Genomic DNA, 24,984 nt, shown 5'->3' with positions numbered 1-24,984 from the left:
TGTTCATCGCCGGTAAGCTTCGTCCGTTCTAGGAGCTAAAGGCGGAGGAGTGGACAGGTGCGGCTACCGCGGATGATCACCGTGACGCTGGCGGGAACGGCGGTCTTGCTGCCGGTCGCGGCGTGCTCGTCGGAAAAGCCCGCCCCTCCCGCGGCGCCGCAGGCCGCCACGGCCGCCCCCAGTGAGACGCCGGACGCCGGTCCCGGTCATCCGTTCACCGGGCTGCCGGACGAGGCGCGCAAGCCCGTACTGGCGGTGAAGATCGAGAACACCGCGGCCGGAAAGCCGCAGATGGGCCTGAAGAGCGCGGACATCGTCTACGTCGAGCAGGTCGAGGCGGGGCTGACCCGGCTCATGGCCATCTTCTCCTCGAAGATCCCGGCCAAGGTGGGCCCCGTGCGCAGCGCCCGCATCTCCGACCTGCACATCGCGCCGCAGTTCGGCAAGCCCGCCTTCGCCTACTCCGGCGCGCAGACCAAGATGCTGCCGCTGATCGCCCAGGCGTCCCTGTTCGACGTCGGCGACACCAGGAACGGCGGCGCCTACTTCCGCCAGCCGGGCCGCTTCGCCCCCTACAACCTGTTCGCCAACACCAAGAAGCTGCTGTCGGCCGCGCCCAAGGCGTCCAAGGCCAAGGACATCGGCTTCACCTTCGGCGACGCCCCCGCCGAGGGCGGCGTGGACAAGAAGTCGTGGACGGTGCGCTGGCCGGCGGCGCGCTTCACCTTCAACTGGTCCGATGCCAAGAAGCAGTGGATGATCTGGCAGGACGGTAAGAAGGACATGGCGGCCGAGGGCGGGCAGCTGAGCGCGCCGACCATCGTGATCCAGTACACCAAGACGGTCCGGTCGCAGTTCCACGACAAGAACCAGAGCTACACGCCGCTCGTGCACAGCACCGGCAAGGGCTCGGCGATCGTGCTGCGGGACGGCAAGGCGTACAAGGCCAAGTGGGAGCGGGAATCGGAGGAGTCGGGCACGACGTTCACCACTGCGGAGGGTGAGCCGATGAACTTCGCGCCGGGTCAGGTGTGGATCGCGCTGGCCAGCCGCAAGCCCGTTACTCCCTGACCGCCCGCCGACGTTTGGGCGGGCCGTACAAAAGAGCGGACAAATCCTGACATGGTGGCATGTCGGGGGAGGGGCGCTCCAGGACCTACGATGGGCTTGATAGCTTACCGTTCGCCCAGGCGGGTGCGCCGGGGCGCAACCCGTCCGAGAGCCCGCATGTGTTCGCGCAGGCGGACCAGCCGAGAGAGCCCGTGAGGAAGACCGTGTCCAGCAGCACGCCAGAAACCACTGCCGTCACCGGAACCGCCCGCGTCAAGCGCGGCATGGCCGAGATGCTCAAGGGCGGCGTCATCATGGACGTCGTCACCCCGGAGCAGGCGAAGATCGCTGAGGACGCCGGCGCCGTCGCCGTGATGGCCCTCGAGCGCGTGCCCGCCGACATCCGCGCCCAGGGCGGCGTCTCCCGGATGAGCGACCCCGACATGATCGAGGGCATCATCAGCGCCGTCTCGATCCCCGTGATGGCCAAGGCCCGCATCGGCCACTTCGTGGAGGCGCAGCTCCTCCAGGCGCTCGGCGTGGACTACGTCGACGAGTCGGAGGTCCTGACCCCGGCCGACTACGCCAACCACATCGACAAGTTCCGCTTCACGGTGCCCTTCGTCTGCGGCGCCACCAACCTCGGCGAGGCCATGCGCCGCATCACCGAGGGCGCGGCCATGATCCGTTCCAAGGGCGAGGCCGGCACCGGCGACGTCTCCAACGCCGTCACCCACATGCGCACCATCCGGGGCGAGCTCAAGCGGCTGACCACGCTGCCCGAGGACGAGCTGTACGTGGCGGCCAAGGAACTGCAGGCCCCGTACGAGCTCGTCGCCGAGGTCGCCAAGACCGGCAAGCTCCCCGTCGTGCTGTTCACCGCGGGCGGCATCGCGACCCCGGCCGACGCGGCCATGATGATGCAGCTCGGCGCCGAGGGCGTCTTCGTGGGCTCGGGCATCTTCAAGTCCGGCGACCCGGCCAAGCGCGCCGCCGCCATCGTCAAGGCCACCACCTTCTTCGACGACCCCGACGTCGTGGCCAAGGTCTCGCGCGGGCTGGGCGAGGCCATGGTCGGCATCAACGTCGACGAGATCCCGCAGCCGCACCGCCTGGCCGAGCGCGGCTGGTAGAGCGTTGCCGTAGCCCCGCCCCCGGCTGGGGGCGGGGCCACGCCGTGCCTACGAGGTCTGGCGCGCGAACTGGGTGATGGCCCCGCGCCAGTGCACGCCCAGGCTGTAGAGCACGCGTGAGCCGGGGGCGAGGAGCGGGCCGGCGTGGTTCATCACGCCTGTCGGCCCGATCTGCCGGCACATGGCCGGCAGCCCTTCTCCGACGCATCCGGCGTAGGTCAGGTCGCCGTTGGGTGAGCGGCGCAGGTGGGTGACGACGCCCCACGTGGCGCCCGCGTCCTGGGCGTTGCCGTAGACGCTGGTGCCGTCCGGCGTCACCGCCACGTCCATGTACGTCCCCCGGGGACCGTCGCCCCGGCACCCCGTGGCGTACCCGATGCAGCCGTGGTAGGCGAGGTTCCCGTTGACGGTGTCGCGGCGCAGGTGGGTGACGCCGGCCGGGCCCGACACGTACAGGCTGTCGCCGGCCGGGGTGATCGCGCCCCTGGTGGCGCGGTACAGGCCGTGGGTGGCGGGCACGTCGCAGCCGGCGGTGCCGGTCTCGGAGACGCAACCCACCTCGGCGAGCGAGCCGGTGGCGAGGTCACGGCGGAAGTGGGTCACCGAGCCGGGACTTCTGGCCACGACGTAGAGACTGCGGCCGTCGGCGCTGAGCACGGCGTCGCCCGAGGACGTCAGGACGCCGGTGCGGCCGATCGGGGTGCACCCCGGCATCGCCTCCCCGATACAGCCGTGGAAGGCCAGGCGGCCGGTGCCGTTGTCGCGGCGCAGGTGATAGACGGCTCCCTTGGCGGTGCCCGAGGCGTACAGGTACAGGTCCCGGCCGTCGGCGGTCACCGCCATCGCGTGGTCGGAGGTGACCCAGGGAGCGAGTCCGGGCAGGGCCGAGACGCTGCCGCAGCCGTGGTCCCAGACGCAGAAGTCCGTGTCGAGGTCGCCTCCGGCCGTCGTCCTGAAGCCGACCACGGCGGCGGGCGTGGAGGCGTACACGTGGGATCCGGCGGACACCACGGAACTGGCGGCGTACAGGCGGTCGGGCAGCACCACGTCGCCCACCTTCGTGGGGCGGCAGCCCGTGACGCCGCCCATGCAGCCGGTGAGGGCCAGCGTGTCGTCGGCGGCCCGGCGGAAGGAGGAGATGGCGGGCATCGCCGTGCCCGACCCTCCGTCGTCGCCGGCCACGACGTAGACGGTGTCGCCGTTGGCGCGCATCGTCGCCGCCGCCGCCCAGTCGAGCGGGTTGACCGGGCCGATGTGCACGGCTCCCGGCACGTTGGAGGAGATCGTCCGTACGAAACCGAGATCGCCCACCGCCGCCTGCGCGCCGGTGGGATACGCCAGAACCAGTGCCAATGCCGCGGCGATCACCGCGGTCCACCGTCGTGTACGGGCAGTTGCCGGCACGTTGCGCTCCCTTCGTCAGTCCGACGATCGGCGACGCTTCGGCTGCGAGGGAACGCGTCCGGAGTTATCCGGACAAGGCCGTACAGCTGATTCTCGGTGGTGATTGAGCCAGTATCGTCGGGGGTGGTGCGGCCACCGAGATCCTGAGGGTGCTTGATGCAGGTACGTCCGCTTCGCTCGTCCGATCCTCGAGAAATACGCGGGTACGCGCTACGCGGCAGGCTGGGTGAGGGCGGCCAGGGCACGGTGTTCCTCGGCATCGCGCCGGACGGCTCGCCGGCGGCGGTCAAGGTGCTGCACGCCCGCCTCACCGAGGACGGCGAGGCCAGGCGCTACCTGCAACGCGAGCTGAACGCCCTGCGGCGGGTCGCCTCCTTCTGCACGGCGCGCGTGCTGGCGGCCGACCCCGACGCGGACCCGCCGTACGTGATCAGCGAGTACATCGACGGGCCGTCCCTGCAGGAGGTGATCCGCGGGCGGGGGATCATGGCCGGGGCCGAGCTCGACCGGCTGGCCGTCGCGACCGCGACCGCGCTCGGCGCCATCCACGCGGCGGGCGTCGTGCACCGCGACTTCAAGCCGGCGAACGTGCTGCTGGCCGCCGACGGCCCGCGCGTCATCGACTTCGGCATCGCCCGGCCCATGGACGCCACCGCGGCCACGATCAGCTCCGCCGTCGGTACCCCGGCCTACATGGCGCCCGAGCAGTTGTCCGGGCATCCGGCCGGGCCGCCGATGGACATGTTCGCGTGGGCGTGCACGATGGCGTACGCGGCCAACGGCCGCCTGCCGTTCGGTGACGAGACGCTGCCCGTGGTCATCAACCGGATCCTCAACGCCCAGCCCGACCTGGGGCGGATGGAAGGGCGGCTGCGCGGGTTCGTGGCCGCGTGCCTGGAGAAGGATCCGGCGCGGCGGCCGTCGGCCAGGCAGGTGCTGCTCGGGCTGATGGAGCAGGCCCCGAGGGGGACGCTCCCGCCACCGCCGCCCCACGCCCAGCCGATCGCGGGCGGCCCGCCTCCGCCCAGGCCGGGGTACGGGTCCTCGCTGCCGCCGGGGCCGGTGCATGGACCGCCATCGCTGCCGCCGGGGCCGCCCCACCAGACTCGGCCGGGTGGCAGGACGGCCCGCGTGACGGTGGGAGCGGCGGTGGCGGCGGTGCTCGTGCTGGGGTCGGCGACGGCGGTCTATGTCGCCACCAGGCCGGACGCCGTGAGCACCCGGGTGACCGCGACCCCCACCTCGATCAAGAGCCCGAGCCAGGACACCGGTACGCCCGTCGGCGACGTGACCCGTTCGCCCCGGCTGGGCCTGGAGGTCTGGCAGGACGGCAAGCCGGTGGCCCTGTCGCTCGACGACCTGGACTCCCCGGTGACCGTGGCCCAGCTCAAGGCGGCGCCGTTCGAGCTGCGCTTCCCGAAGCTCGCCGAAGGGCGGGCCCTGCAGGTCTGCGCGTGGACCGGCAAGTCCGTCTTCTCCATCGAGGACGGGGCCAAGGTCGACAGCCACCCGTGCTTCCGCCCGGGAACCGGCGTCGCCGACTACGAGTACGGCTCGGGCACGCTGTATCTGAACGACAACGACGGCCACAACTACCTGGCCGGCAACCGGGTCGCCGCGCAGTCGGCCACCCAGGACAAGGTGTTCGTCTCCAAGATCTTCCGCGACGGGGCGGACACGCCGCTGGCCGGCTTCACGGGAACGCTGTACCTGGCCGCCTTCATCGACCTGAACGGCGACAAGGCGTTCAAGCGGGCGGGCGAGGGCGAGTACGACTATCTCACGCTCAAGATCACCCGCTGACCGGCAAGCTTGGGCAAAGACCGTGATTTGTCGGACTACGTCAACTGTTGTGGAGGAATGACCACCCAGGTGGACGGGGGTGGGCGATGACGGCCACGGAGGCACAGGCGGCGTCCCAGAAGCTGTCGCTGCCGACGCTGACCGCGATGGTGGTCGGGTCGATGGTCGGCGCCGGGGTCTTCTCGCTGCCGCGCAACTTCGCGCAGGCCACCGGGGTGCTCGGGGCGCTGATCGCGTGGGCGGTGGCCGGCGTCGGCATGCTCATGCTGGCCTTCGTCTTCCAGACGCTCGCCGTGCGCAAGCCTGACCTGAACGCCGGCGTCTACGCCTACGCCAAGGCCGGGTTCGGCGAGTTCCCGGGGTTCCTGTCGGCGTTCGGCTACTGGGCCAGCGCCTGCGTGGGCAACGTCTCCTACTGGGTGCTGATCAAGTCAACGCTGGGCGCGGCCATCCCCGGCTTCGGCGAGGGCGACACGATCCTGGCCGTGGCCATCAGCGCGGTGGGCGTGTGGGCGTTCCACTTCATGATCGTGCGCGGGGTGCGCGAGGCGGCCACGATCAACCGGATCGTCACCGTCGCCAAGCTCGTGCCGATCGTGCTCTTCATCGTGATCGTCGCCGTCGCCCTCAAGTCGGCCACCTTCTCCGCGAACTTCCCGGGCACGACGGGTGGCCTGTTCGACCAGGTCAAGGCGACGATGCTGGTGACCGTCTTCGTGTTCCTCGGCGTCGAGGGCGCCAGCGTCTACTCCCGCTACGCGCGCCGCCGCGAGGACGTCGGCCGCGCCACCGTGCTGGGCTTCGTCAGCGTGCTCGCGCTGTTCGCCGCGGTGTCGATCTTCTCGTACGGCGTGCTGCCCCAAAATGATCTGGCCCAGGTCCGCCAGCCGTCCATGGCCGGGGTGATGGAGTCGGTCGTGGGCCCCTGGGGCTCGGTGTTCATCAGCGCCGGCCTGATCGTCTCGGTGCTCGGCGCGTACCTGGCCTGGACGCTGATGGCCGCCGAGGTGCTGTTCGTGGCGGCCAGGGACGACGACATGCCGCGCTTCCTGCGGCGGGAGAACCGGCAGGGCGCCCCGGTGGCCGCTCTGGTCATGACCAGCATCCTGATCACCGCGGTACTGGCGGTCACCCTGTGGTCGGATGACGCGTTCACGTTCACGCTGAAGCTGTGCAGTTCGCTCTCGCTGGTGCCGTACCTGCTCGCCGCGGGCTACGCGCTCAGGCTGCGCGGCACCGCCGGGCAGGTGGCCGTGGCGGCGCTGGCCGTCGTCTACACCGCCTTCCTGATCTTCGCCGCGGGCCTGGAGTTCCTGCTGCTGTCGTGCATCATCTACGCCCCCGGCACGATCCTGTTCGTCATGACCAGGCGCGAGCGGGGCCGGCGCGCGTTCACGCTGCCGGAGCTGATCCTGTTCGTCCTGGTCGCCGCCGGGGCGGTCGTCGGCGTCATCGGGCTGGCCGCGGGCTGGATCACCATCTGAGAAGGAGGAAGCCATGACGCTGGGTGTGCATTCCGAGGTCGGGATGCTGCGCAAGGTCATCGTGCACCGGCCGGAGCTGAGCATGAGACGCCTCACCCCGGCCAACAACGACCGGCTGCTGTTCGACGACATCCTCTGGGTCGAGCAGGCGCAGCGCGAGCACGACGCCTTCGTGGCGATGATGCGCGGGCGCGGCATCGAGGTCTTCGACCACCGGCGGCTGCTGGCCGAGGCGCTGGAGTCGCGCTTCGACGCCAAGCAGCACGCCATCGAGCAGGCCGTCACCCACCTGACCGTCGGTCCCGCCCTGGTCGACACCATCCGCGAGACGCTGGCCGGGTGGAGCGGCGAGAAGCTGGCCACCCATCTCATCGGCGGCCTCACCAAGCAGGAGTACGGCACCGCCGCCCTGGACGAGAAGTCTCTGGTGGCCGCCGCGGCGCGGCCGGGGGAGTTCATCCTGCCGCCGCTGCCGAACTCGTTGTACCAGCGCGACCCCTCGGCCTGGCTGTACGGAGGCGTCTCGCTGAACCCGATGTACTACCACGCCCGCCTCCTGGAGACCATGAACCAGTCGACGATCTACCATTACCACCCGATGTTCACCGAGGAGCGCTTCACCTTCTGGTATCCCGACGCGGGCGAGGACGACCGCTTCCACGAGGAGGACTACGGCACCGCCGCCATGGAGGGCGGCGACATGATGCCCATCGGCAACAAGACCGTCGCCATCGGCCTGTCCGAGCGCACCACCGCCCGCACCGTCGAGCACATCGCGCTGTCGCTCTTCGCCGCGGGCGCCGCGGAGCGGGTGATCGCGGTCAACATCCCCAAGCGCCGCTCCTACATGCACCTCGACACCGTCTTCACCTTCCTGGACGCCGACAAGGCCACCGCCTATCCGCCGTTCCTGGAGACCGCCACCACGTACTCGCTGCGCCCCGGCGACAAGCCGGCCACGCTGGACGTGCGCCGCGACGCCTCCTTCGTCGGCGCCCTGGAGGAGTCGCTCGGGATCGGCCGGCTGGAGGTGATCCCGACCGGCGGCGACGACTACCAGCAGGCCCGCGAGCAGTGGGACTCCGGCAACAACTTCTTCGCCCTCGCGCCCGGGGTCGTCGTCGGCTACCACAAGAACCAGTTCACCAACCGCAAGCTGCGCGAGCACGGGGTCGACGTCATCGAGATCGAGGGCTTCGAACTCGGCAAGGGCCGCGGCGGCGCCCACTGCATGACCTGCCCGATCGAACGCGACGCCGTCTGAACCCTCCCCCCGGGAGGAAAGCCATGAGAATCGTCCTGATCTGCGCCACCTTGCTGCTGGCCACCGCCTGCACCTCGGGCAACCAGCCCGACTGGTGGCGTACCAACCAGACCGACGGCCAGGTCGGCCCGGTCCGGCTCGTGCACGTCAACATCGAGGCGCCGCCCATGGACGAGCAGAAGCCCGGCGGCACGCTGCCGCTCTACCTGACGCTGTTCAACGACGCGGCCGTCGAGCAGGTCATGGACGCGGTGAGCACCGTGGAGGCCAAGAAGGTCGTCTACCGCGCGGGCTCGGACGCGCCCGTGGAGCGCATGCGGGTGGTCATCCCGCCGAAGGGGGAGCTGTCCCTGCAGAAGGGGAACGGCCGGCCGTACCTGGAACTGGTGGGCACGAACCGGCAGCTCGGCAACACCACGATCCCCGTCACCTTCCGCTTCCCCACGGCGGGGACGGTCACGATCCGCGTGCCCGTGCGGGCGGGACGGTCTTCGCCGGCGCCGTCGTGAGCCATTGAAGAACAAGATTCCAGAATGTCATTCTGGTCCTATGACCGTCGACAAGCACGCCCTCCGCGCCCGATACCGCCAGGAACGCGACAAGCGCCTCCGCCCCGACGGCAACGACCAGTACCTGCGCCTGACCGGCCGTTTCGCCTCCTACGCCGACGACCCGTACACCCCCAGAGCTCCGCGGGAGCCGAAGAGCGACCACGTCACCGTGGCGTTCGTCGGCGGCGGGTTCGCCGGGCTGGTCACCGGGGCGCGGCTGAAGGAGGCCGGGGTGGCCGACGTCAGGGTCGTGGAGAAGGGAGGCGACTTCGGCGGCACCTGGTACTGGAACCGCTACCCCGGAGCCCAGTGCGACACCGCCTCCTTCGTCTACATGCCGCTGCTCGAAGAGCTCGGCCACATGCCGACGGAGAAGTACGCCCACGCGCCCGAGATCCTGGAGCACTGCCGGCGCATCGGCAAACACTACGGCCTCTACGACAACGCGCTCTTCCACACCGAGGTCACCGGCCTGGAATGGGACGACGAGCGCGCGCTCTGGACCGTCACCACCGACCGGGGCGACCGGTTCACCGCGCGGTTCGTGGCCATGGGCGTCGGACCGCTGCACGTGCCCAAGCTGCCCGGCATCCCCGGGATCGACTCCTTCGGCGGGCACTCCTTCCACACCAGCCGCTGGGACTACGACTACACCGGCGGCGACCCGGCGGGCGCGCCCATGGACCGGCTGGCCGGCAAGCGGGTGGCGGTCATCGGCACCGGCGCGACCGCGGTGCAGTGCGTGCCGCACCTGGCGCGGGACTGCGCCGAGCTGTACGTGTTCCAGCGCACGCCGTCCTCGGTGGACGTGCGTGACAACCGGCCGACCGATCCCGCGTGGTTCGCCGGGATCGCCACGCCGGGCTGGCAGCGGCGCTGGCTGGAGAACTTCACCGCCAACCAGGCCGGCGGCGGCGCCGAGGAGGACCTGGTGATGGACGGGTGGACCGACATCGCCCGCCGCGTGCGCGACCGGATCGCCGCCCTGCCGCAGGACGCGCGGACGATCGAGCGGATGCTGGAGGCGTTCGAGGACTCCGACTTCGAGAAGATGGAGGAGATCCGCGCCCGCGTCGACGCCGTCGTGGGCGACCCGGAGACCGCCGGCCGGCTCAAGGCCTGGTACCGGCAGCTGTGCAAGCGGCCGTGCTTCCACGACCAGTACCTGCAGGCGTTCAACCTGCCGGGCGTCCACCTGGTCGACACCGACGGCAAGGGCGTCGAGCGCGTCACGGAGACGGGCGTGGTGGCCGCGGGCCGGGAGTACGCGGTGGACTGCGTGATCTACGCCTCCGGCTTCGAGGTGGGCACCGACTACACGCGGCGCGCCGGCTACGACGTGACCGGGCGGGGCGGGGTCAGGCTGTCGGCGTACTGGGAGGAGGGGATGCGCACGCTGCACGGCACCCACGTGCACGGCTTCCCGAACGTCTTCATCGTCCAGCCGGCCCAGGGCGCCAACCTCGTCTCGAACATCCCGCACAACCTGACCGAGTCGGGCCGGACGATCGCGATGATCGTCAAGCACGCCCTCGACCGCGGCCACGTCCGGGTGGAGGCGAGCAAGCAGGCCGAGGACGCGTGGCTGGAGCTGCTCATGTCCGGTCCCGGCACGCTGCTGGGCGGCGCCGACTGCACGCCCGGCTATTACAACAACGAAGGCCGGGACCCGGGCAGGAAGGGCTGGCTGAGCCTCGGCTATCCGCTCGGGGCCACCGCCTATTTCGCCTATCTGGAGCAATGGCGTACGGCGGGCGACTTCGCGGGCCTCGACTTCACCTAGCTTGATCTTTACCCCCTTACCGGTGCCTTTGCCTGCCTCGGGGCAGCTCAACCCCTGTGAGCCGGGAGAGCGACGACGTCACGGCCCGGATCAGGGAACGGCTGGGCACCCTGCGGGCGCGCATGCGCCGCGAGGCCGTACTCGACGAGGCCGTCAGCCGTACGGCCGCGCGCCAGAACATCCGCCCCGAGGAGGCGGCGCGCCACCTCGGCCGGCTAGCCGACGGCTCCGGCATGGAACTCCTGGACCTGGCCGCCGCGATCGAGCCCGCGCCGCGCCCGGCCACGCCGCCGCCGGTGCCCGGATGGGTGCTGGCGGTGCTGCAGGCCGTGCACGTCTCGGCCGCCTACCTGGTGCCGGTCCTCGACGACGGCGACCGGCCGGTCGACTTCGTGATCGCCGCGGCGAACGAGCAGGCCCGCGACGTGACCGGGCGCGGCGCCGGTGAACTCGTCGGCGAGCGCCTCGTCCAGGCCTGCCCGGGGGTGGTGAAGTCCGGGCTGCTGGAGGCGTACTTCCGGGTGCTCGCCGACGGCCGGCCGCTCAAGCTCGACCCGGTGGAGTACGTGGAGGTGCGCGACCACAAGCTCTGGCCGGCGTCGCTGACGGTGCGGGCCGTACCGCTGCACGAGGGAGTCCTGGCGAGCTGGCGCGCGCTCGACGAGGACGAGCGGCTGATCAGCCGGTGGGACCGCGCCCAGCGCGAGGCCGAGCTCGGCTGGGCCGAGTGGACGCTCACCACCGGCCGCGCCTACTGGACCGCTCAGATGTACGGGATCTTCGGCCGCGACCCCGCCGGCGGCCCGATGCCGCTGGAGGAACTGCCCGGCGCCGTCGTCGAGGCGGACGTGCCGCTGGTGGACGAGCTCATGTCCACCCTGCTCGAACACGGCGAGGCGGCCGACGGCGAGTTCAGGATCAGGCAGCGCCACGGCGTACGGCAGGTGCGCGCGGTCAGCGAGCCCGTCCTCGACGACAGCGGCACCCCGGTGCTGGTCAGGATGCTCGTCCAGGACATCACCCGTGGCCGCCGCCGCGAACGCGCCCTGTCGGCGGCCCACGCGCAGGCGATCAGGCAGCGCCGCCGGGCCGAGGAGGAGCAGCGCGTCGCCCACCGCCTCCAGGACGCCATCCAGCCCGGCCGCAGCGGCGTCCTCGACGTACCCGGCGTCCGGATCGCCGTACGCTACCTGCCCGCGGAAGAGGTCGGCCGGCTCGGCGGCGACTGGTTCAAGGCCAGGAGCCTGCCCGACGGCCGGGTCCTGGTGGCCATCGGCGACGCGATGGGCCACGGCCTGGCCGCCGTCGGACTGATGGCGCAGATGCGCTTCGGCCTGGCCGGGCTCGCCTACACCAAGGCCGACGCCGCCCAGTTGGCCACCTGGCTGAACGACCTCATCTACCACAACAGCGAGACCGTGGCCGCGACGGGCACCGCCGTCATCGGCCACTTCGATCCCGGCAGCAGGCTCCTGACCTGGACCAGCGCCGGCCACCCGCCGCCGCTGCTGGTGCGCGGCGGGGTCGCGGCGCTGCTGGAGCCGCGCCCGGGACTGATGCTCGGCGCCCTGGAGTCGGTCGCCTACGAGCTGACCACCACGCAGCTCCACCCCGGCGACATGCTGTTCCTCTACACCGACGGCGTCATCGAGCGCCGCGACCAGGATCTCGACGCCGGGCTGAAGTCCCTGCTGGAGGCGGCCGACTCCTGCCCGCTCGACGATCCCGAGGCGGCCATCGGCTGCGTCCTGGACCGCATCGGCCTGGACACCCACGACGACGTCTGCCTGCTGGCGCTGCGCATCCACTGACGCCTGCTATACGTCTGTATAGTAAAATACACAATCGTATAGTCAGTTGCGCCTGTGGACAGGAAGAAGCGATGACCGCACCCGATCCGGAAGACCTCACCGCGCGCGCCCGCATCAGGGACGCCGCGATGCGCCACTTCGGCGAGCACGGCTTCGAACGGGCCACCATCCGGGGGATCGCCGACAGCGCGGGTGTCTCCTCCGGGCTGGTGCGCCACCACTTCGGCTCCAAGCAGGGCCTGCGCGAGGCCTGCGACGAGTACCTGGTCAAGGCCATCCGCACGCTCAACGACGAGGTCCGCGCCGACGCCGGGCACAACTACGTCGCCGTCGCCCGCGCCGTCTTCGGCCCCTACCAGCGCTACATGTCCCGCGCGCTGGCGGAGGGCTCGGCCGCCGAGGTCTTCGACGCGATCGCGGAGCTCGGCGAGCAATGGCTGGCCGAGGCCGACAAGAGCCGCCCCGACCCGCCCAAGGTCCCGGTCAGGGCGCGCGCCACCGTCGGCACCGCGATGGCGCTGGCCGTCTCCGTGCTGCAGGAGCACATCTCCCGGCGGCTCGGGGTGCGGGTCTTCAGCCCCGCCGGGGACGAACTGCTCGCCCGGGTGCTGCTCGACCTCTACTCCCACTCCTGGCTCACCCCGGAGGAGGGCGCCGCGTTGCAGGCGCGCCTCGATGAGAAGGGAGACGAACGATGACCGACGCCATCGCGGTGACCGGTCTGGTCACGAGCTTCGGCCCGGCACGGGCGCCGGACGGGCCGAACCTGTCCGCGCGCACCGGACCTTCCGCCTTCTCCCACGTCCCGAAGCTGCCCGCCGAATCGCTGAACGGCCTCCCGCTCGCGGTGCTGACCGCGATGGCGGCGGCGCTGATCGCCGCGGGCTCCGCCGGAATCCGCGGGCGCGACCTTCCGATCGGGTGAAAGCACCCAGGGTGCTCAGATAACGCGAAGGAAGATCCCCTTTAGCGCAAAACCATGCTCAACGCCGCAAGATATGCCGAAAGGGATGACATCCAGCTGGATGTCGTCTTTTTCGTGTTAGGTGGCGTTCACCCGCGAGTCATGAGCCTCGGTCAGGCTACGGGCGTCCCTCACCCTTGATCGACAGGGAGCCACCCCCGTGCGCAACCTCAACCGCCGCCACTTCCTCGTCACCGGCCTGGCCGCGGGAGCCGCCGCCGGGCTGCCCACCGGGGCCGAGGCCGCCACCCGCGGCAGGGAACCGGCCGCCAACCCCTTCACCCTCGGCGTCGCCAGCGGCGACCCCGACCACCACGGCTTCGTCATCTGGACCAGGCTCGCGCTCAACCCCATGGCCGAGGACGGCATGGGCGGCATGCCCGCGCGCCCGGTCACCGTCCAGTGGCAGATCTACGCCGACGAGCGCGCCAGGCGCACCGTGCGCGCGGGCGTCACCCGCGCGGTCCCCGAGTGGGGCCACAGCGTGCACGTCGAGGTCGCCGGCCTCGCCCCCGGCCGCGAGTACTGGTACCGCTTCAAGACCGGCCGTCACGTCTCCCCGCTCGGCCGCGCCCGCACCGCCCCCCACCCCTTCCAGTACGGCGGGGCCCTGTCGATGGCCTTCGTCTCCTGCGCCCAGTACGAGCACGGCTACTTCACCAGCTACCGCCGCCTGGCCGAGGAGAACCCCGACCTCGTCCTGCACCTGGGCGACTACCAGTACGAGTACACCAAGAACACCTACGTCATCCCCGGCGGCAACGTCCGCCACCACGACGGCCCCGAGACCGAGACGCTGGCCAACTACCGCCAGCGCCACGCCCAGTACAAGGCCGACGCCGACCTGCAGGCCGCCCACGCCGCGGCCCCCTGGCTGGTGGTGTGGGACGACCACGAACTGGACAACAACTGGGCCGACGAGGTCCCGGAGAAGCCCGAGATCCCGCAGCCGAACTTCCGCCGGCGCCGCGAGGCCGCCTTCCGCGCCTACTACGAGAACATGCCGCTGCGCCGCTCCTCGGTCCCGCGCGGCATCGACATGCAGCTCTACCGGCGCGTGCGCTGGGGCCGCCTGGCCACCTTCCACATGCTCGACACCCGGCAGTACCGCGACGACCAGGGCTGCGGCGACGGCTACCGCGACTGCCCGGCGGCGATCGACCCGGCCCGCTCCATCACCGGCCACGAGCAGGAGGCCTGGCTGCTGGACGGCTTCCGCCACTCCCGCGCCCAGTGGGACATCCTCGGCCAGCAGGTCTTCTTCGCCCAGCGCGACAACAACGCCGGACCCCAGAAGATCACCTCGCAGGACGCCTGGGACGGCTACGTCGCCTCGCGCAAGCGCATCACCCAGGGCTGGCTCGACGCCCAGGTCCGCAACCCCGTCGTGCTCACCGGCGACGTGCACGCGCACTGGGCCGGCGACCTGAAGCTCGACTACGACGACCCCACGGGCCCGTCGGTCGGCTCGGAACTGGTGGCCACCTCCATCAGCACCGGCGGCGACGGCAAGGACTCCGACCCGCAGACGCAGCCCTTCCTGAAGATCAACCCGCACCTGAAGTTCTACAACAACCAGCGCGGCTACGTGCTGACCACGATCGAGCGGGACCTCATGACCGCCGACTTCCGGGTGGTGCCGAAGGTGCAGGCGCCCGGCTCGGGCGTCCACACCAAGGCCACGTTCGTCATCGAGGACCGCGTCCCGGGCGTGAAGCAGACCTACCTGCGCCCGGTCGACCCGGCGCTCAAGGCGCTCGGCGAGACGACCATCGAGGAGACGGTCCGCCTGGAGACCGAGCGCCCCTAGCCGTCGGCCGCCCCGGTCCCAAGCCGCAAAGACCGGGGCGGCCGGCCTCCTTCGGTTGGATACTTAGCTCAACTAAGTTAGTCTGGCTAAGTATGAGGGACGATCCCGACGCGCTGGCCGAGCAGATGTCCGTCGTGCTGCGCCACCTGGTCCTGCTGCTGCGCCGTACCGTCGCCGGCCAGCCGGTCACCAGCCAGCAGTACGCCGTCCTCGGCTCGCTCAAGCACGGGCCGCGCCGGATGACCGAGCTGGCCGAGGAGCACGCCGTCCAGCTCCCGACCATGACGGTCCAGATCAACCGGCTCGAAGAGGCCGGGCTGGTGGCCAGGGGCGGCGACCCGGCCGACGCCAGGGTCAGGACGGTCGAGCTGACCGGCGAGGGCCGTACGCGGCTGCTGGCCGTACAGCGTGCCAGGATCGCGCACCTCGCCCACGAACTGGCCGCGCTCACACCGGACGAGCGCGCCGCCCTCGCGGCGGCGCTCCCGGTGCTGGCCAAGCTCGGCTGAGACGCACGAAGGAGTGTCATGTCATCCGGTGGCGGCATACTGCGCCAGCCGATGTCCGTCTGGGCCACCGCGTTCGCCGCGGTCGTCGCCTTCATGGGCATCGGGCTCGTCGATCCGATCCTGCCCTCCATCGCCCAGGGGCTCAACGCCGGCCCCAGCCAGGTGTCCCTGCTGTTCACCAGCTACTTCCTGGTCACCGCCGTGGCGATGCTGGTCACCGGCTGGGTCTCCAGCCGGATCGGCGGCAAGAAGACCCTGCTGGCCGGACTCGCGCTGGTCGTCGTCTTCGCCGCGCTGGCCGGGACGTCCGGCAGCGTGGGCGAGCTGATCGGCTTCCGCGCCGGATGGGGCCTGGGCAACGCGTTGTTCGTCGCCACCGCGCTCGCGGTCATCGTGGGCTCGGCCAGCGGCGGCGCCGAGGCCGCGATCATCCTCTACGAGGCGGCGCTCGGCCTCGGCATCTCGCTCGGCCCGCTCGCCGGCGCGCTGCTCGGAGACTGGAACTGGCGGGCCCCGTTCTTCGGCACCGCCACGCTGATGGCCGCCGGATTCGTGCTCATCGCCACCCTGCTGAAGAACACGCCCACGCCGGAGGCCGGAACCCGGCTCAGCGCCCCCATCCGGGCGCTGGCCCACGGCGGGCTGTCCACCACCGCCTTCACCGCCCTGTTCTACAACTTCGCCTTCTTCACGGTGCTGGCGTTCACGCCGTTCATCCTGCACCTGCCGGCCTACGGCATCGGCGCCGTCTTCTTCGGCTGGGGCGTGTGCGTGGCGCTGGCCTCGGTGTTCGGGGCGCCGCCGCTGCAGCGCGGGCTCGGCTCGGTCAACGTGCTGCACCTGGCGCTGGCTCTGCTCGCGCTGTGCCAGATCGGCATCGCGCTGTCCGGCCACGCGGGCATCATCGTGTTCACGATCCTGTCGGGCATCCCGATCGGGCTCAGCAACACCGTCTTCACCGAGTCGGCCATGGAGGTCTCCGACGCGCCCCGGCCGGTCGCCTCCGCCGGCTACAACTTCGTGCGCTGGATGGGCGGCGCGCTGGCCCCGTTCCTGGCCACCAAGATGGGCGAGGAGCTCGGGATCGCGGTGCCGTACCTCGTCGGCGCGGCCTGCTGCGTCCTCGCCATGGCCATCCTGTACGGCCGGCGCCACCACCTTCTCGCCCTGCGGCGCGTCGACACCGACCACGCCCTGGACGACGCCGTGGTTGCATAGCAGGCATGATCGGACACGCCATCGTGGCGGCGGGGCTGGCGGTCAGCCCCGCCGTCGCGTTACGCCCGGAGATATCGGTCATGACGTGGAACGTCTGCGCGGGCACGAACGCCTCCTGCTCCCTGTACCGCCGCACCGCCCCCGAGATCGCCCGCGCCGTCGGCACCCAGGCCGGGCGCGGTACCGACGTGCTGTTCCTGCAGGAGTTCTGCACGGGCGCGGACGCGGCGCTGGAAGGCTGGCTGGAGAACGCCACCGGCCGCGCCTGGACCGTGCGCTCGTGGGGGCTCCAGTCACAGCACGGCACGCCGTACGCCTGCCATCCCGACCTGCTCGGCCGCCCGCGCGGAACCCAGAGCGTCACCATCGCCGTCGCCGGCCCGGCCACCTTCGAGACACACGCCCTGAGCTCGCCGCCCTGGTCGGTGAAGCGGGCCGCGCTCTGCGCCGACCTGCCGCGGCACCGGGTACGAGCCTGCACCAGCCACCTGTCCGTGGGACTGCCCTACGACGATCGCGGGCCCGGCGCGCCGTACCGGACGAAACAGGTGCGCGAGCTCTTCGCGCTCACCGCGAAGGACCGCACGCCCGTCGTCGGCGGCGACCTCAACCTGCGGCCGGACAGCCGCGCGCTCGCCCCCGTCTACGCCCGCTACCAGGAGTGCGACCCGCGGCGGCGGCCGACCATGCGGGCCAAGAAGCTCGACTACCTGTTCACCACGCGGGTGCTCGGCTGCCGCCTGGACAGCCGCACCACCGTCTCCGACCACCAGCCGCTCCATCTCCGTGCCGCCCTGTAGGAAGACGGCGGGCCCTCGTGGTGTTGAATGATGCGAACTCCAGACCATGACGGAAGGACCAGCGTGCCCACGATCGGTGTACTCGCCCTCCAGGGAGACGTGCGCGAACACGTCGCGATGCTGGAGGCGGCCGGCGCCGGCGCGACCCCCGTGCGCCGCCCCGCGGAGCTTGAGGCTGTCGACGGGCTCGTGATCCCCGGCGGGGAGTCCACCACGATGTGGAAGCTGGCCGAGATCTTCGAGATGCTCGAACCCCTGCGCCTGCGGATCAAGGACGGCCTGCCCGCCTACGGCTCCTGCGCCGGCATGATCATGCTGGCCGACCGGATCGAGGACGGCGTCGACGGCCAGCAGACCATCGGCGGCCTCGACATGGTCGTGCGGCGCAACGCCTTCGGCCGCCAGGTCGACTCCTTCGAGGCCGACCTGACCTTCGCCGGCGGCCCCGTGCACGCCGTGTTCATCCGCGCGCCATGGGTGGAATCGGTGGGTTCGGAGGTCGAGGTGCTGGCTACCGCGCCGCCGGGGGATAGGATCGTCGCGGTCCGCCAAGGGCCTCTGCTCGCGACATCGTTCCATCCCGAGCTGACCGGGGACACTCGCGTGCACGAATACTTCGTCAACATGGTGAGGGAGCTCTAGGTAATGTCCGGCCACTCCAAATGGGCGACGACGAAGCACAAGAAGGCCGCGCTCGACGCCAAGCGCGGCAAGCTTTTCGCGAAGCTCATCAAGAACATCGAGGTGGCGGCACGGACCGGTGGCCCTGACCCGGACGCCAACCCCACCCTCTTCGACGCCATCTTCAAGGCGAAGAAGAACTCGGTGCCCAACGACAACATCGAGCGGGCCCGCAAGCGCGGCGGCGGCCTGGAGGCCGGCGGCGCCGACTGGCAGACCATCATGTACGAGGGCTACGCGCCCGGCGGCGTCGCGGTGCTCATCGAGTGCCTCACCGACAACCGCAACCGCGCCGCCTCCGAGGTACGCGTCGCGCTGACCCGCAACGGCGGTTCGCTGGCCGACCCCGGCTCGGTGTCGTACATGTTCAACCGCAAGGGCGTCGTGCTCGTCCCCAAGAACGGCCTCGACGAGGACGACGTGCTGACCGCGGTCCTGGACGCGGGCGCCGAGGAGGTCAACGACCTGGGCGAGTCCTTCGAGGTCGTCTCCGAGGCCGGCGACCTGGTCCCGGTGCGCAAGGCGCTGCAGGAGGCGGGCATCGACTACGACTCGGCCGAGTCCGGGTTCCTGCCGACCATGAGCGTGCAGCTCGACGAGGACGGCGCGCGCAAGGTCTTCCGCCTCATCGACGCGCTGGAGGACAGCGACGACGTGCAGAACGTCTTCGCCAACTTCGACGTCTCCGACGAGATCATGGAGAAGCTCGACGCTTAATGCGGAACGAACCTTTCCGCATTACTGCGTAGCGTGGAAGGCATGATGAAGCCTTTCACCATCGACGTCCCGCAGGCCGACCTCGACGACCTTCGCGAGCGCCTGGCCCGCACCCGCTGGCCCGCTCGGCTCCCCGGAGCCGAGTGGAGCCGCGGCGTCCCCGTCGCCTACCTGCGCGAGCTCGCCGGCCACTGGGCCGACGGCTACGACTGGCGCGCCTGGGAGGCGAAGATGAACGCCTTCCCGCAGTTCACCACCGAGATCGACGGCCAGCGGATCCACTTCTTCCACGTGCGCTCGGCCGACCCCGGCGCGCTGCCGCTGATCCTCACCCACAGCTGGCCGAACTCCGTCGCCGAGTTCACCGAACTGCTCGGCCCGCTGTCGGAGCACTTCCACGTGGTCGCGCCCTCGCTGCCCGGTTTCGGCTTCTCGCCGTTCCCCGAGCCCGCCGACGAGCGGCCGTGGAGCGTCGAGCGCGTCGCCCGTACCTGGGCCGAGCTGATGAGCCGCCTGGGGTACGAGCGCTACGGCGCCCACGGCAACGACGCGGGCGCGCTGGTCTCCCCGCAACTGGCCGCCCTCTTCCCCGAGCACGTCGTCGGCGTGCACATCACCGGCGGGCTCGGCATGCCCACCGAGCCGGAAGACCAGGAGGGCGTGGACGCCTGGGTCGTCGACATGCTCAGCGGCGCCGCGGGCAGCGGGTACGCCCCCTACCTGGCCGCCCGGCCCCAGACGCTCGCCTACGGCTTCAGCGACTCGCCCGTCGCCCAGCTCGCCTACCTCGTCGAGCGCTTCAAGGAGTTCGACGGCTGGCACCAGGCGGGCTCCACCGACCCCGTCGAGCGCGACCTCGTCCTCACCAACGCCAGCCTCTACTGGCTGACCGGCACCGGCGGCTCGTCGTCGTGGACGTACTACGAGGGCGCGGCCGGGCTGCCGATCGACCAGGACGCGGTCCCCACCGGCGTCTCCCACGGCGGCCCCGAGACCTTCCGCCGCATCGCCGAGCGCAAGAACACGATCGTCCACTGGAACGATCTCGACCACCCCAGCCACATGCTCGCCATGGCCGCGCCCGGCCCGCTGGCAGCCGACATCCGGGACTTCTTCGGAGAACTCGCCCCTCGCTAGGGTGGTGGGCCATGATCCCGGCCCCGCCCGCCCGCAGCGCTCGGCTGGTTACTCCTGGCGCCCGCGGCGTTCGCGGCGCTCGCCTGCCTGGTCGTGCCCAGCGCGCACACCGTCGTGATGAGCACGCGATCGGTGCGCCTGCTGGCGCGGCGGGACGAGCCCGTCGGCCTTGCCAACTACGCCGCGGTGCTCGGGGACGAGGGGTTCTGGCGGGCGCTGGCGTGCTCCTGAGCCAGAGCCTCAGCTCCTACCGGAACACCGTCGCCGACGTCGGCGTGACGACGCCGCTGCCCGTCATGCTGCTCGCCCTCGCCGCCGTGGTCGCCGCGCAACTGCTTCACCTCGACCGGCTGGTGATCACGATGGGGAGGAGCGCGTAGGTTTGTCCGGTGGACATACGTGAGCTGACCCTGGACGACCTCGACGCCGTGCTCGACATCCGCAAGCGCTCCTTCGGCCTGCTGTCGCCCGGCGAGCGCGAGCAGTGGCTCAAGGCCATGCCGCCGGTCATGGCCGCGGGCTGCTACCTGGGAGTCTTCGACGGCGAACGCCTGTCGGCCGCGGGCCGGATCCGCTCCTTCACCCAGTGGTGGCACGGACGGCCGCAGCCCATGGCCGGGGTCGCCGGCGTCACCGTCAACCCCGAGGACCGGGGCCGCGGCGTGGGCACCCTCCTCATGACCGGGCTGATCTCCCGCGCCGCCGAACTGGGCGAAGCCGTCTCCGCCCTGTATCCGGCCACCACCCCCATCTACCGCTCGCTCGGTTACGAGCACGCCGGCGCCCAGAACCTCATCACGCTCCCCACCGAGGCGCTGCGCCGCATCCGCCACTCCGGCCAGGTGAAGCTGCGCCGCATGGGCCCCGGCGACGCCCCCGAACTCCTGTCCGTCATCGGCCGCGCCCACGCCGCCGCCCGCGCCAGCGGCCCCATCACCTGGGACGAGCGCACCTGGCGCGTATGGCTCGCCGAGGAGAACGACTTCCTCTACCTCGCCGACGACGGCTACGCCGTCTACCGCTGGTCGGACGGCGGCATCGAGGTCGACGCCGTCGTCGCCGCCTCCGCGGAGACCAGCAGGGCGTTGTGGTCGCTCATCGGCAGTTCCTCCTCCATCGCCGCCCACGTCACCGCCGCCGTCGCCCCCGACGACCCGGTGCTGTGGCTGGTGGGCGAGCGCGCCAAGGAGACGGTCAAGCAGGTCCGCTGGATGCACCGCCTCATCGACCTGCCCCTCGCCGTGTCCCGCCGCGGCTACCCGGCCGCCGTGTCCGCCTCCGCCGTCGTCGAGGTCACCGACCCCCAGCGCCCGGACAACTCGGGCGCGTGGCGCCTCGACGTCTCCTCAGGATCCGGTACGGCTACCGCCACCACCTCCGCCGCCGGCCCCCAGCTGACGGCCAACGGCATCGCCGCCCTCTACGCCGGTGTGCCTGCGGCCACCCTCCGCCGCTCCGGGCTGATGACCGGGCCGGACACCTCGGACGACGCCCTGGACGCGGTGTTCGCGGCTCGGCCGTACATGCTGGACTACTTCTGACGCACGGCCCGCTCCCCGGGGCTCCCGCACCATCCAGAGGTCCTTCGACCCCCGCCGCCCCCATGCTTCCCCGCTCTCGACGGGGCTCGGGGGTTCCCACGCGGCACCGAGCCACGTCCCCCCGGGAAGCCTTGGGACACCGGGATTTCCGGGCCGAATCCCCGGGGGCGTGTTCGCGGTGCGCGGGCGGGGGAACACGGGTAGAGTTCCTTGCCGAACAGGTGTTCGGCGGTTGAGGGGGCGTGCGGGTGCGGGTGATGGGCGTCGATCCCGGGTTGACCAGGTGCGGCCTCGGGGCCGTCGAGGGGCGGCCGGGCACCGCGCTCTCCCTGGTGGCGGTGGGCGTGGTCCGCACCTCACCCGACGACGACCTGGGCACCCGCCTGGTGGGGATCGAGGAGGGCATCGAGCGGTGGCTCGACGACGTCCGCCCCGACGCCGTGGCCGTGGAGCGCGTCTTCAGCCAGCACAACGTGCGCACCGTGATGGGCACCGCCCAGGCGGCCGGCATCGCCGTCCTGTGCGCCGCCCGCCGTGGCCTGCCCGTGGCGTTGCACACCCCGTCCGAGGTCAAGGCGGCCATCACCGGCAGCGGCACCGCCGACAAGAAGCAGATCGGCGCCATGGTCACCCGCTTGCTGCGGCTGTCGGAGATGCCCAAGCCCGCCGACGCCGCCGACGCCCTCGCCCTGGCCATCTGTCACGTCTGGCGCGGCGGCAACCAGCACCGCCTCGCCCAGGCCGTGGCCCGAGCACAATCCCAACGCCGCACCTCTCATCCCCGCACCTCCATCCCCCCACAGCCCCAGCGCGCCCGTTCCCCCCAACCCCCTCCGAACCCACCCACCCCGCCCGCACCCTCCACCGGGACGACCCCCGCCCCGCCCGCCACCTCGGCCGGCCCGCCCGCCACACCCACGAGGACGCCCACCACCTCGGCCGGTTCGGCAGCCGCCTCCCGCAGGTCACGTGACACCGCCGATGGTCCGTCGCACGGCTCAGCCGGATCGTCCGGTCCTCCCAGTGGGCCCAGCGGCTCCCCCCGGACACCCGCCGTCTCGGGTGCCGACAGCGGGTCGCCCACTGGCTCGGGTGCCGCAGGTGGCGGGCCGTCCACGGGCTCGGGTGCCGCAGGCAGTGGGTCGCCCACTGGCTCGGGTGCCGCGGGTGGCGGGCCGTCCACGGGCTCGGCTGCCGGACCCAGCGGGGCGCGGGCCGCTGGCGGCGCCCTCGGCCGGACCTCGTGCGGCACGGCAGCGGCCCAGCCGCCCGGCCAGGCTCTAGGCTCGCCTTCCGGGCAGCCGCCGCGCCTGGGCACCGGTCAGGGCTCGGGCTCCGAGGCAGGGTCTGGTGCCGGTGCGACCGGCGGGTCCCGGGTAGTCGAGGGTTCTGAAGCCGGCGCTGCCGGCCGTACCACCGGAAAGGGTGTGGGGTTGTGATCGCGTCCGTGGCGGGGAAGGTGGCGGCGCTCGCCCCAGACGGCGCCGTCGTCGAGGTCGGCGGGGTGGGGATCCTGGTGCACTGCACCCCCGGCACCCTGGCCGGGCTGCGGGTCGGGGAGGCGGCCAGGCTGGCGACCTCGCTGGTGGTGCGGGAGGAGTCGCTGACCCTGTTCGGGTTCGGGAGCGAGGACGAGCGGACCGTGTTCGAGATGCTCCAGACGGCCAGCGGCGTCGGGCCGAAGCTGGCGCTGGCGATGCTGGCCGTGCACACGCCCAACGCGCTGCGCGTGGCGGTCGCGAGCGCGGACCTCAAGGCGCTGACCCAGGTGCCGGGCATCGGGCAGAAGGGCGCCCAGCGCATCGTCCTGGAGCTCAAGGACCGGCTCGGCACCCCCGAGGAGGCCGTCAACGCCGCGATCGGCGGCAACGCGGGCAGGCCCGCCTGGCGTGAGCAGGTTCACTCCGGTCTGGTCGGGCTCGGCTACTCCAGCAAGGACGCCGACGAGGCGGTCGCCGTCGTGGCGCCCGAGGCCGACGTCGCGCTGGCCGAGGGACGGCAGCCGCAGGTGGCCGCGCTGCTCAAGGCGGCGCTGAGGGCGTTGAGCGTGCGATGAGCGACTGGGACGATCTGGGCGATCTGGAGCGCGAGCTGGTCGCGCCGGAGGCCGGCGGCGACGAGCAGCAGATCGAGGCGGCGCTGCGGCCCAAGCGGCTGGCGGAGTTCATCGGCCAGGGACGGGTGCGTGAGCAGCTCTCGCTGGTGCTCGAAAGCGCGCTGAGACGGCAGCGCCCGCCGGACCACGTGCTGATGAGCGGCTCGCCGGGCCTCGGGAAGACCACGCTGGCGATGATCATCGCAGCGGAACTGGGCGCGCCGTTGCGCATCACCTCGGGCCCCGCGCTCGAACGCGCCGGCGACCTCGCGGCGATCCTGTCGACGCTGGCCGAGGGCGAGGTGCTGTTCATCGACGAGATCCACCGGATGGCCCGCCCCGCCGAGGAGATGCTCTACCTCGCGATGGAGGACTTCCGGGTCGACATCGTCGTCGGCAAGGGCCCGGGGGCGACCGCGATCCCGCTGGACATCGCGACGTTCACGCTGGTCGGCGCCACCACCAGGGCCGGACTGCTGCCCGCGCCGCTGCGCGACCGTTTCGGCTTCACCGCCCACATGGACTTCTACGAGGTCCCCGAGCTCGAACAGGTGCTGGCCCGCTCGTCCCGCCTGCTCGGCGTGCACCTGCCGGACGACGCCGCGCACGAGATCGCCCGCCGTTCGCGCGGCACGCCCCGCATCGCCAACCGGCTGCTGCGCCGGGTGCGCGACTTCGCCGAGGTGCGCGCCGACGGCGTCGTCACCCGCGACCTGGCCGCCGCCGCGCTCAACCTCTACGAGGTCGACGCGTGGGGGCTCGACCGGCTCGACCGGGCGGTGCTCGGGGTACTGCTGCGCAAGTTCGGCGGCGGCCCGGTCGGGCTGTCCACGCTGGCCGTGGCGGTGGGGGAGGAGCCGGAGACGGTCGAGGTGGTGGCGGAGCCGTTCCTGGTGCGCCAGGGTCTGCTGGCCCGCACCCCGCGCGGCCGGGTCGCGACCGCCGCGGCCTGGACCCATCTGGGCCTCACCCCGCCGCCGGACGCGTTCGGCGCCCCGCTGTTCGGCTCCGCGGATCTATGACACGGAACGGCACGCGCCCCGCCAAACCCACGGGGTCACAGAACGGTTGCAACCATTGCAAATTGGGAACTTCCCCGCGCGCCGAATCGCTGCCTCGTTGCCGCGTTTCGCAACAACCGCCTACACTCCGTGGCTTGGCTGGCTGTGTAGGCTGACGGGCTGAGCGGCGCGGCCCGAACGCAACGCACGGAATTTCCGGCGCGAGGC

The 24,984-nt window shown here is 71.6% G+C and carries 22 protein-coding genes and 1 pseudogene; 22 read left to right on the top strand and 1 reads right to left on the bottom strand.

What is annotated here, in order from left to right:
• The first annotated feature begins 57 nt into the window (after window positions 1-57).
• Window positions 58-1,071 carry a DUF3048 domain-containing protein gene (locus tag ACIBHY_RS47770; protein WP_397243757.1) on the top strand — a complete coding sequence of 338 codons (1,014 nt, stop codon included), beginning with the start codon at window positions 58-60 and terminating at the stop codon, window positions 1,069-1,071.
• A gap of 203 nt (window positions 1,072-1,274) precedes the next feature.
• A complete protein-coding gene (pdxS, locus tag ACIBHY_RS47765) occupies window positions 1,275-2,183 on the top strand; it encodes a pyridoxal 5'-phosphate synthase lyase subunit PdxS (protein WP_379622503.1) in 909 nt (302 codons plus the stop codon).
• Between the two features lie 48 nt (window positions 2,184-2,231).
• On the opposite strand, the gene ACIBHY_RS47760 is transcribed toward pdxS, so the two are convergent.
• Window positions 2,232-3,587 (bottom strand): hypothetical protein, encoded by a 1,356-nt coding sequence (locus ACIBHY_RS47760; protein ID WP_397258461.1) that lies wholly within the window; start codon window positions 3,585-3,587, stop codon window positions 2,232-2,234.
• Window positions 3,588-3,743: 156 nt separating this feature from the next.
• On the opposite strand from ACIBHY_RS47760, the gene ACIBHY_RS47755 reads away from it, so the two are divergent.
• From ACIBHY_RS47755 to ruvB, 20 genes and pseudogenes are all read left to right on the top strand, one after another.
• The gene (locus tag ACIBHY_RS47755) at window positions 3,744-5,390 is read left to right on the top strand and encodes a serine/threonine-protein kinase (protein ID WP_397310248.1); all 1,647 of its coding nucleotides are present in this window, start codon (window positions 3,744-3,746) and stop codon (window positions 5,388-5,390) included.
• Between the two features lie 86 nt (window positions 5,391-5,476).
• Window positions 5,477-6,874, top strand: a complete 1,398-nt coding sequence (locus ACIBHY_RS47750; protein ID WP_397310247.1) for a basic amino acid/polyamine antiporter — start codon at window positions 5,477-5,479, stop codon at window positions 6,872-6,874.
• 13 nt (window positions 6,875-6,887) lie between these two features.
• Window positions 6,888-8,138 (top strand): arginine deiminase, encoded by a 1,251-nt coding sequence (locus tag ACIBHY_RS47745; protein ID WP_397258455.1) that lies wholly within the window; start codon window positions 6,888-6,890, stop codon window positions 8,136-8,138.
• 23 nt (window positions 8,139-8,161) lie between these two features.
• Window positions 8,162-8,647 carry a hypothetical protein gene (locus ACIBHY_RS47740; RefSeq protein ID WP_397258453.1) on the top strand — a complete coding sequence of 162 codons (486 nt, stop codon included), beginning with the start codon at window positions 8,162-8,164 and terminating at the stop codon, window positions 8,645-8,647.
• 40 nt (window positions 8,648-8,687) lie between these two features.
• The gene (locus tag ACIBHY_RS47735) at window positions 8,688-10,472 is read left to right on the top strand and encodes a flavin-containing monooxygenase (RefSeq protein WP_397310246.1); all 1,785 of its coding nucleotides are present in this window, start codon (window positions 8,688-8,690) and stop codon (window positions 10,470-10,472) included.
• A gap of 56 nt (window positions 10,473-10,528) precedes the next feature.
• Window positions 10,529-12,283, top strand: a complete 1,755-nt coding sequence (locus ACIBHY_RS47730; RefSeq protein WP_397258449.1) for a PP2C family protein-serine/threonine phosphatase — start codon at window positions 10,529-10,531, stop codon at window positions 12,281-12,283.
• 71 nt (window positions 12,284-12,354) lie between these two features.
• Window positions 12,355-12,981: a TetR/AcrR family transcriptional regulator gene (locus ACIBHY_RS47725; RefSeq protein ID WP_397258447.1), complete on the top strand. Its 627-nt coding sequence runs from the start codon at window positions 12,355-12,357 to the stop codon at window positions 12,979-12,981.
• Window positions 12,978-13,208 (top strand): hypothetical protein, encoded by a 231-nt coding sequence (locus tag ACIBHY_RS47720; RefSeq protein WP_397258445.1) that lies wholly within the window; start codon window positions 12,978-12,980, stop codon window positions 13,206-13,208. The genes ACIBHY_RS47725 and ACIBHY_RS47720 overlap by 4 nt, the downstream gene beginning before the upstream one ends.
• A 199-nt stretch (window positions 13,209-13,407) precedes the next feature.
• The gene (locus tag ACIBHY_RS47715; RefSeq protein WP_397310245.1) at window positions 13,408-15,057 is read left to right on the top strand and encodes an alkaline phosphatase D family protein; all 1,650 of its coding nucleotides are present in this window, start codon (window positions 13,408-13,410) and stop codon (window positions 15,055-15,057) included.
• 92 nt (window positions 15,058-15,149) lie between these two features.
• Window positions 15,150-15,566 (top strand): MarR family winged helix-turn-helix transcriptional regulator, encoded by a 417-nt coding sequence (locus tag ACIBHY_RS47710; RefSeq protein WP_397258441.1) that lies wholly within the window; start codon window positions 15,150-15,152, stop codon window positions 15,564-15,566.
• Window positions 15,567-15,584: 18 nt separating this feature from the next.
• Window positions 15,585-16,784 carry an MFS transporter gene (locus ACIBHY_RS47705; protein WP_397310244.1) on the top strand — a complete coding sequence of 400 codons (1,200 nt, stop codon included), beginning with the start codon at window positions 15,585-15,587 and terminating at the stop codon, window positions 16,782-16,784.
• 5 nt (window positions 16,785-16,789) lie between these two features.
• Window positions 16,790-17,584, top strand: coding sequence for an endonuclease/exonuclease/phosphatase family protein (locus ACIBHY_RS47700; RefSeq protein ID WP_397258437.1), 795 nt, complete (start codon window positions 16,790-16,792; stop codon window positions 17,582-17,584).
• Between the two features lie 30 nt (window positions 17,585-17,614).
• The gene (gene pdxT / locus ACIBHY_RS47695) at window positions 17,615-18,226 is read left to right on the top strand and encodes a pyridoxal 5'-phosphate synthase glutaminase subunit PdxT (protein WP_379622505.1); all 612 of its coding nucleotides are present in this window, start codon (window positions 17,615-17,617) and stop codon (window positions 18,224-18,226) included.
• Between the two features lie 3 nt (window positions 18,227-18,229).
• Window positions 18,230-18,982 (top strand): YebC/PmpR family DNA-binding transcriptional regulator, encoded by a 753-nt coding sequence (locus ACIBHY_RS47690; RefSeq protein WP_184961861.1) that lies wholly within the window; start codon window positions 18,230-18,232, stop codon window positions 18,980-18,982.
• Between the two features lie 42 nt (window positions 18,983-19,024).
• Complete coding sequence (locus ACIBHY_RS47685; RefSeq protein ID WP_397310243.1) at window positions 19,025-20,119, top strand: epoxide hydrolase family protein; 1,095 nt, start codon at window positions 19,025-19,027, stop codon at window positions 20,117-20,119.
• A gap of 221 nt (window positions 20,120-20,340) precedes the next feature.
• A complete protein-coding gene (locus tag ACIBHY_RS47680) occupies window positions 20,341-20,499 on the top strand; it encodes a hypothetical protein (protein WP_397310242.1) in 159 nt (52 codons plus the stop codon).
• Between the two features lie 9 nt (window positions 20,500-20,508).
• On the top strand, window positions 20,509-21,660 hold the full coding sequence (eis, locus tag ACIBHY_RS47675) for an enhanced intracellular survival protein Eis (protein WP_397310241.1): 1,152 nt from the start codon (window positions 20,509-20,511) through the stop codon (window positions 21,658-21,660).
• A 248-nt stretch (window positions 21,661-21,908) separates the two neighbouring features.
• Window positions 21,909-22,403 (top strand): annotated as a pseudogene (gene ruvC / locus ACIBHY_RS47670) (crossover junction endodeoxyribonuclease RuvC); the annotation flags it as partial.
• A gap of 692 nt (window positions 22,404-23,095) precedes the next feature.
• On the top strand, window positions 23,096-23,716 hold the full coding sequence (gene ruvA, locus ACIBHY_RS47665) for a Holliday junction branch migration protein RuvA (protein WP_397258429.1): 621 nt from the start codon (window positions 23,096-23,098) through the stop codon (window positions 23,714-23,716).
• Window positions 23,713-24,777 (top strand): Holliday junction branch migration DNA helicase RuvB, encoded by a 1,065-nt coding sequence (gene ruvB, locus ACIBHY_RS47660; RefSeq protein WP_397258427.1) that lies wholly within the window; start codon window positions 23,713-23,715, stop codon window positions 24,775-24,777. The genes ruvA and ruvB overlap by 4 nt, the downstream gene beginning before the upstream one ends.
• Window positions 24,778-24,984 lie beyond the last annotated feature (207 nt).

Origin of the sequence: Nonomuraea sp. NPDC050547 (genome assembly GCF_044457345.1) — a bacterium.
Taxonomy (GTDB): Bacteria; Actinomycetota; Actinomycetes; order Streptosporangiales; family Streptosporangiaceae; genus Nonomuraea.
Note: the sequence above shows the minus strand (reverse complement) of the source record. Positions and strands in the feature narration are given on the sequence as shown.

Coding starts and splice junctions, on each gene's coding strand:
- ACIBHY_RS47755 (WP_397310248.1), top strand. CDS start 3,744: ATGCAGGTACGTCCGCTTCGCTCGTCCGATCCTCGAGAAATACGCGGG.
- ACIBHY_RS47750 (WP_397310247.1), top strand. CDS start 5,477: ATGACGGCCACGGAGGCACAGGCGGCGTCCCAGAAGCTGTCGCTGCCG.
- ACIBHY_RS47745 (WP_397258455.1), top strand. CDS start 6,888: ATGACGCTGGGTGTGCATTCCGAGGTCGGGATGCTGCGCAAGGTCATC.
- ACIBHY_RS47740 (WP_397258453.1), top strand. CDS start 8,162: ATGAGAATCGTCCTGATCTGCGCCACCTTGCTGCTGGCCACCGCCTGC.
- ACIBHY_RS47735 (WP_397310246.1), top strand. CDS start 8,688: ATGACCGTCGACAAGCACGCCCTCCGCGCCCGATACCGCCAGGAACGC.
- ACIBHY_RS47725 (WP_397258447.1), top strand. CDS start 12,355: ATGACCGCACCCGATCCGGAAGACCTCACCGCGCGCGCCCGCATCAGG.
- ACIBHY_RS47720 (WP_397258445.1), top strand. CDS start 12,978: ATGACCGACGCCATCGCGGTGACCGGTCTGGTCACGAGCTTCGGCCCG.
- ACIBHY_RS47710 (WP_397258441.1), top strand. CDS start 15,150: ATGAGGGACGATCCCGACGCGCTGGCCGAGCAGATGTCCGTCGTGCTG.
- ACIBHY_RS47705 (WP_397310244.1), top strand. CDS start 15,585: ATGTCATCCGGTGGCGGCATACTGCGCCAGCCGATGTCCGTCTGGGCC.
- ACIBHY_RS47700 (WP_397258437.1), top strand. CDS start 16,790: ATGATCGGACACGCCATCGTGGCGGCGGGGCTGGCGGTCAGCCCCGCC.
- pdxT (WP_379622505.1), top strand. CDS start 17,615: ATGCGAACTCCAGACCATGACGGAAGGACCAGCGTGCCCACGATCGGT.
- ACIBHY_RS47690 (WP_184961861.1), top strand. CDS start 18,230: ATGTCCGGCCACTCCAAATGGGCGACGACGAAGCACAAGAAGGCCGCG.
- ACIBHY_RS47685 (WP_397310243.1), top strand. CDS start 19,025: ATGATGAAGCCTTTCACCATCGACGTCCCGCAGGCCGACCTCGACGAC.
- ruvB (WP_397258427.1), top strand. CDS start 23,713: ATGAGCGACTGGGACGATCTGGGCGATCTGGAGCGCGAGCTGGTCGCG.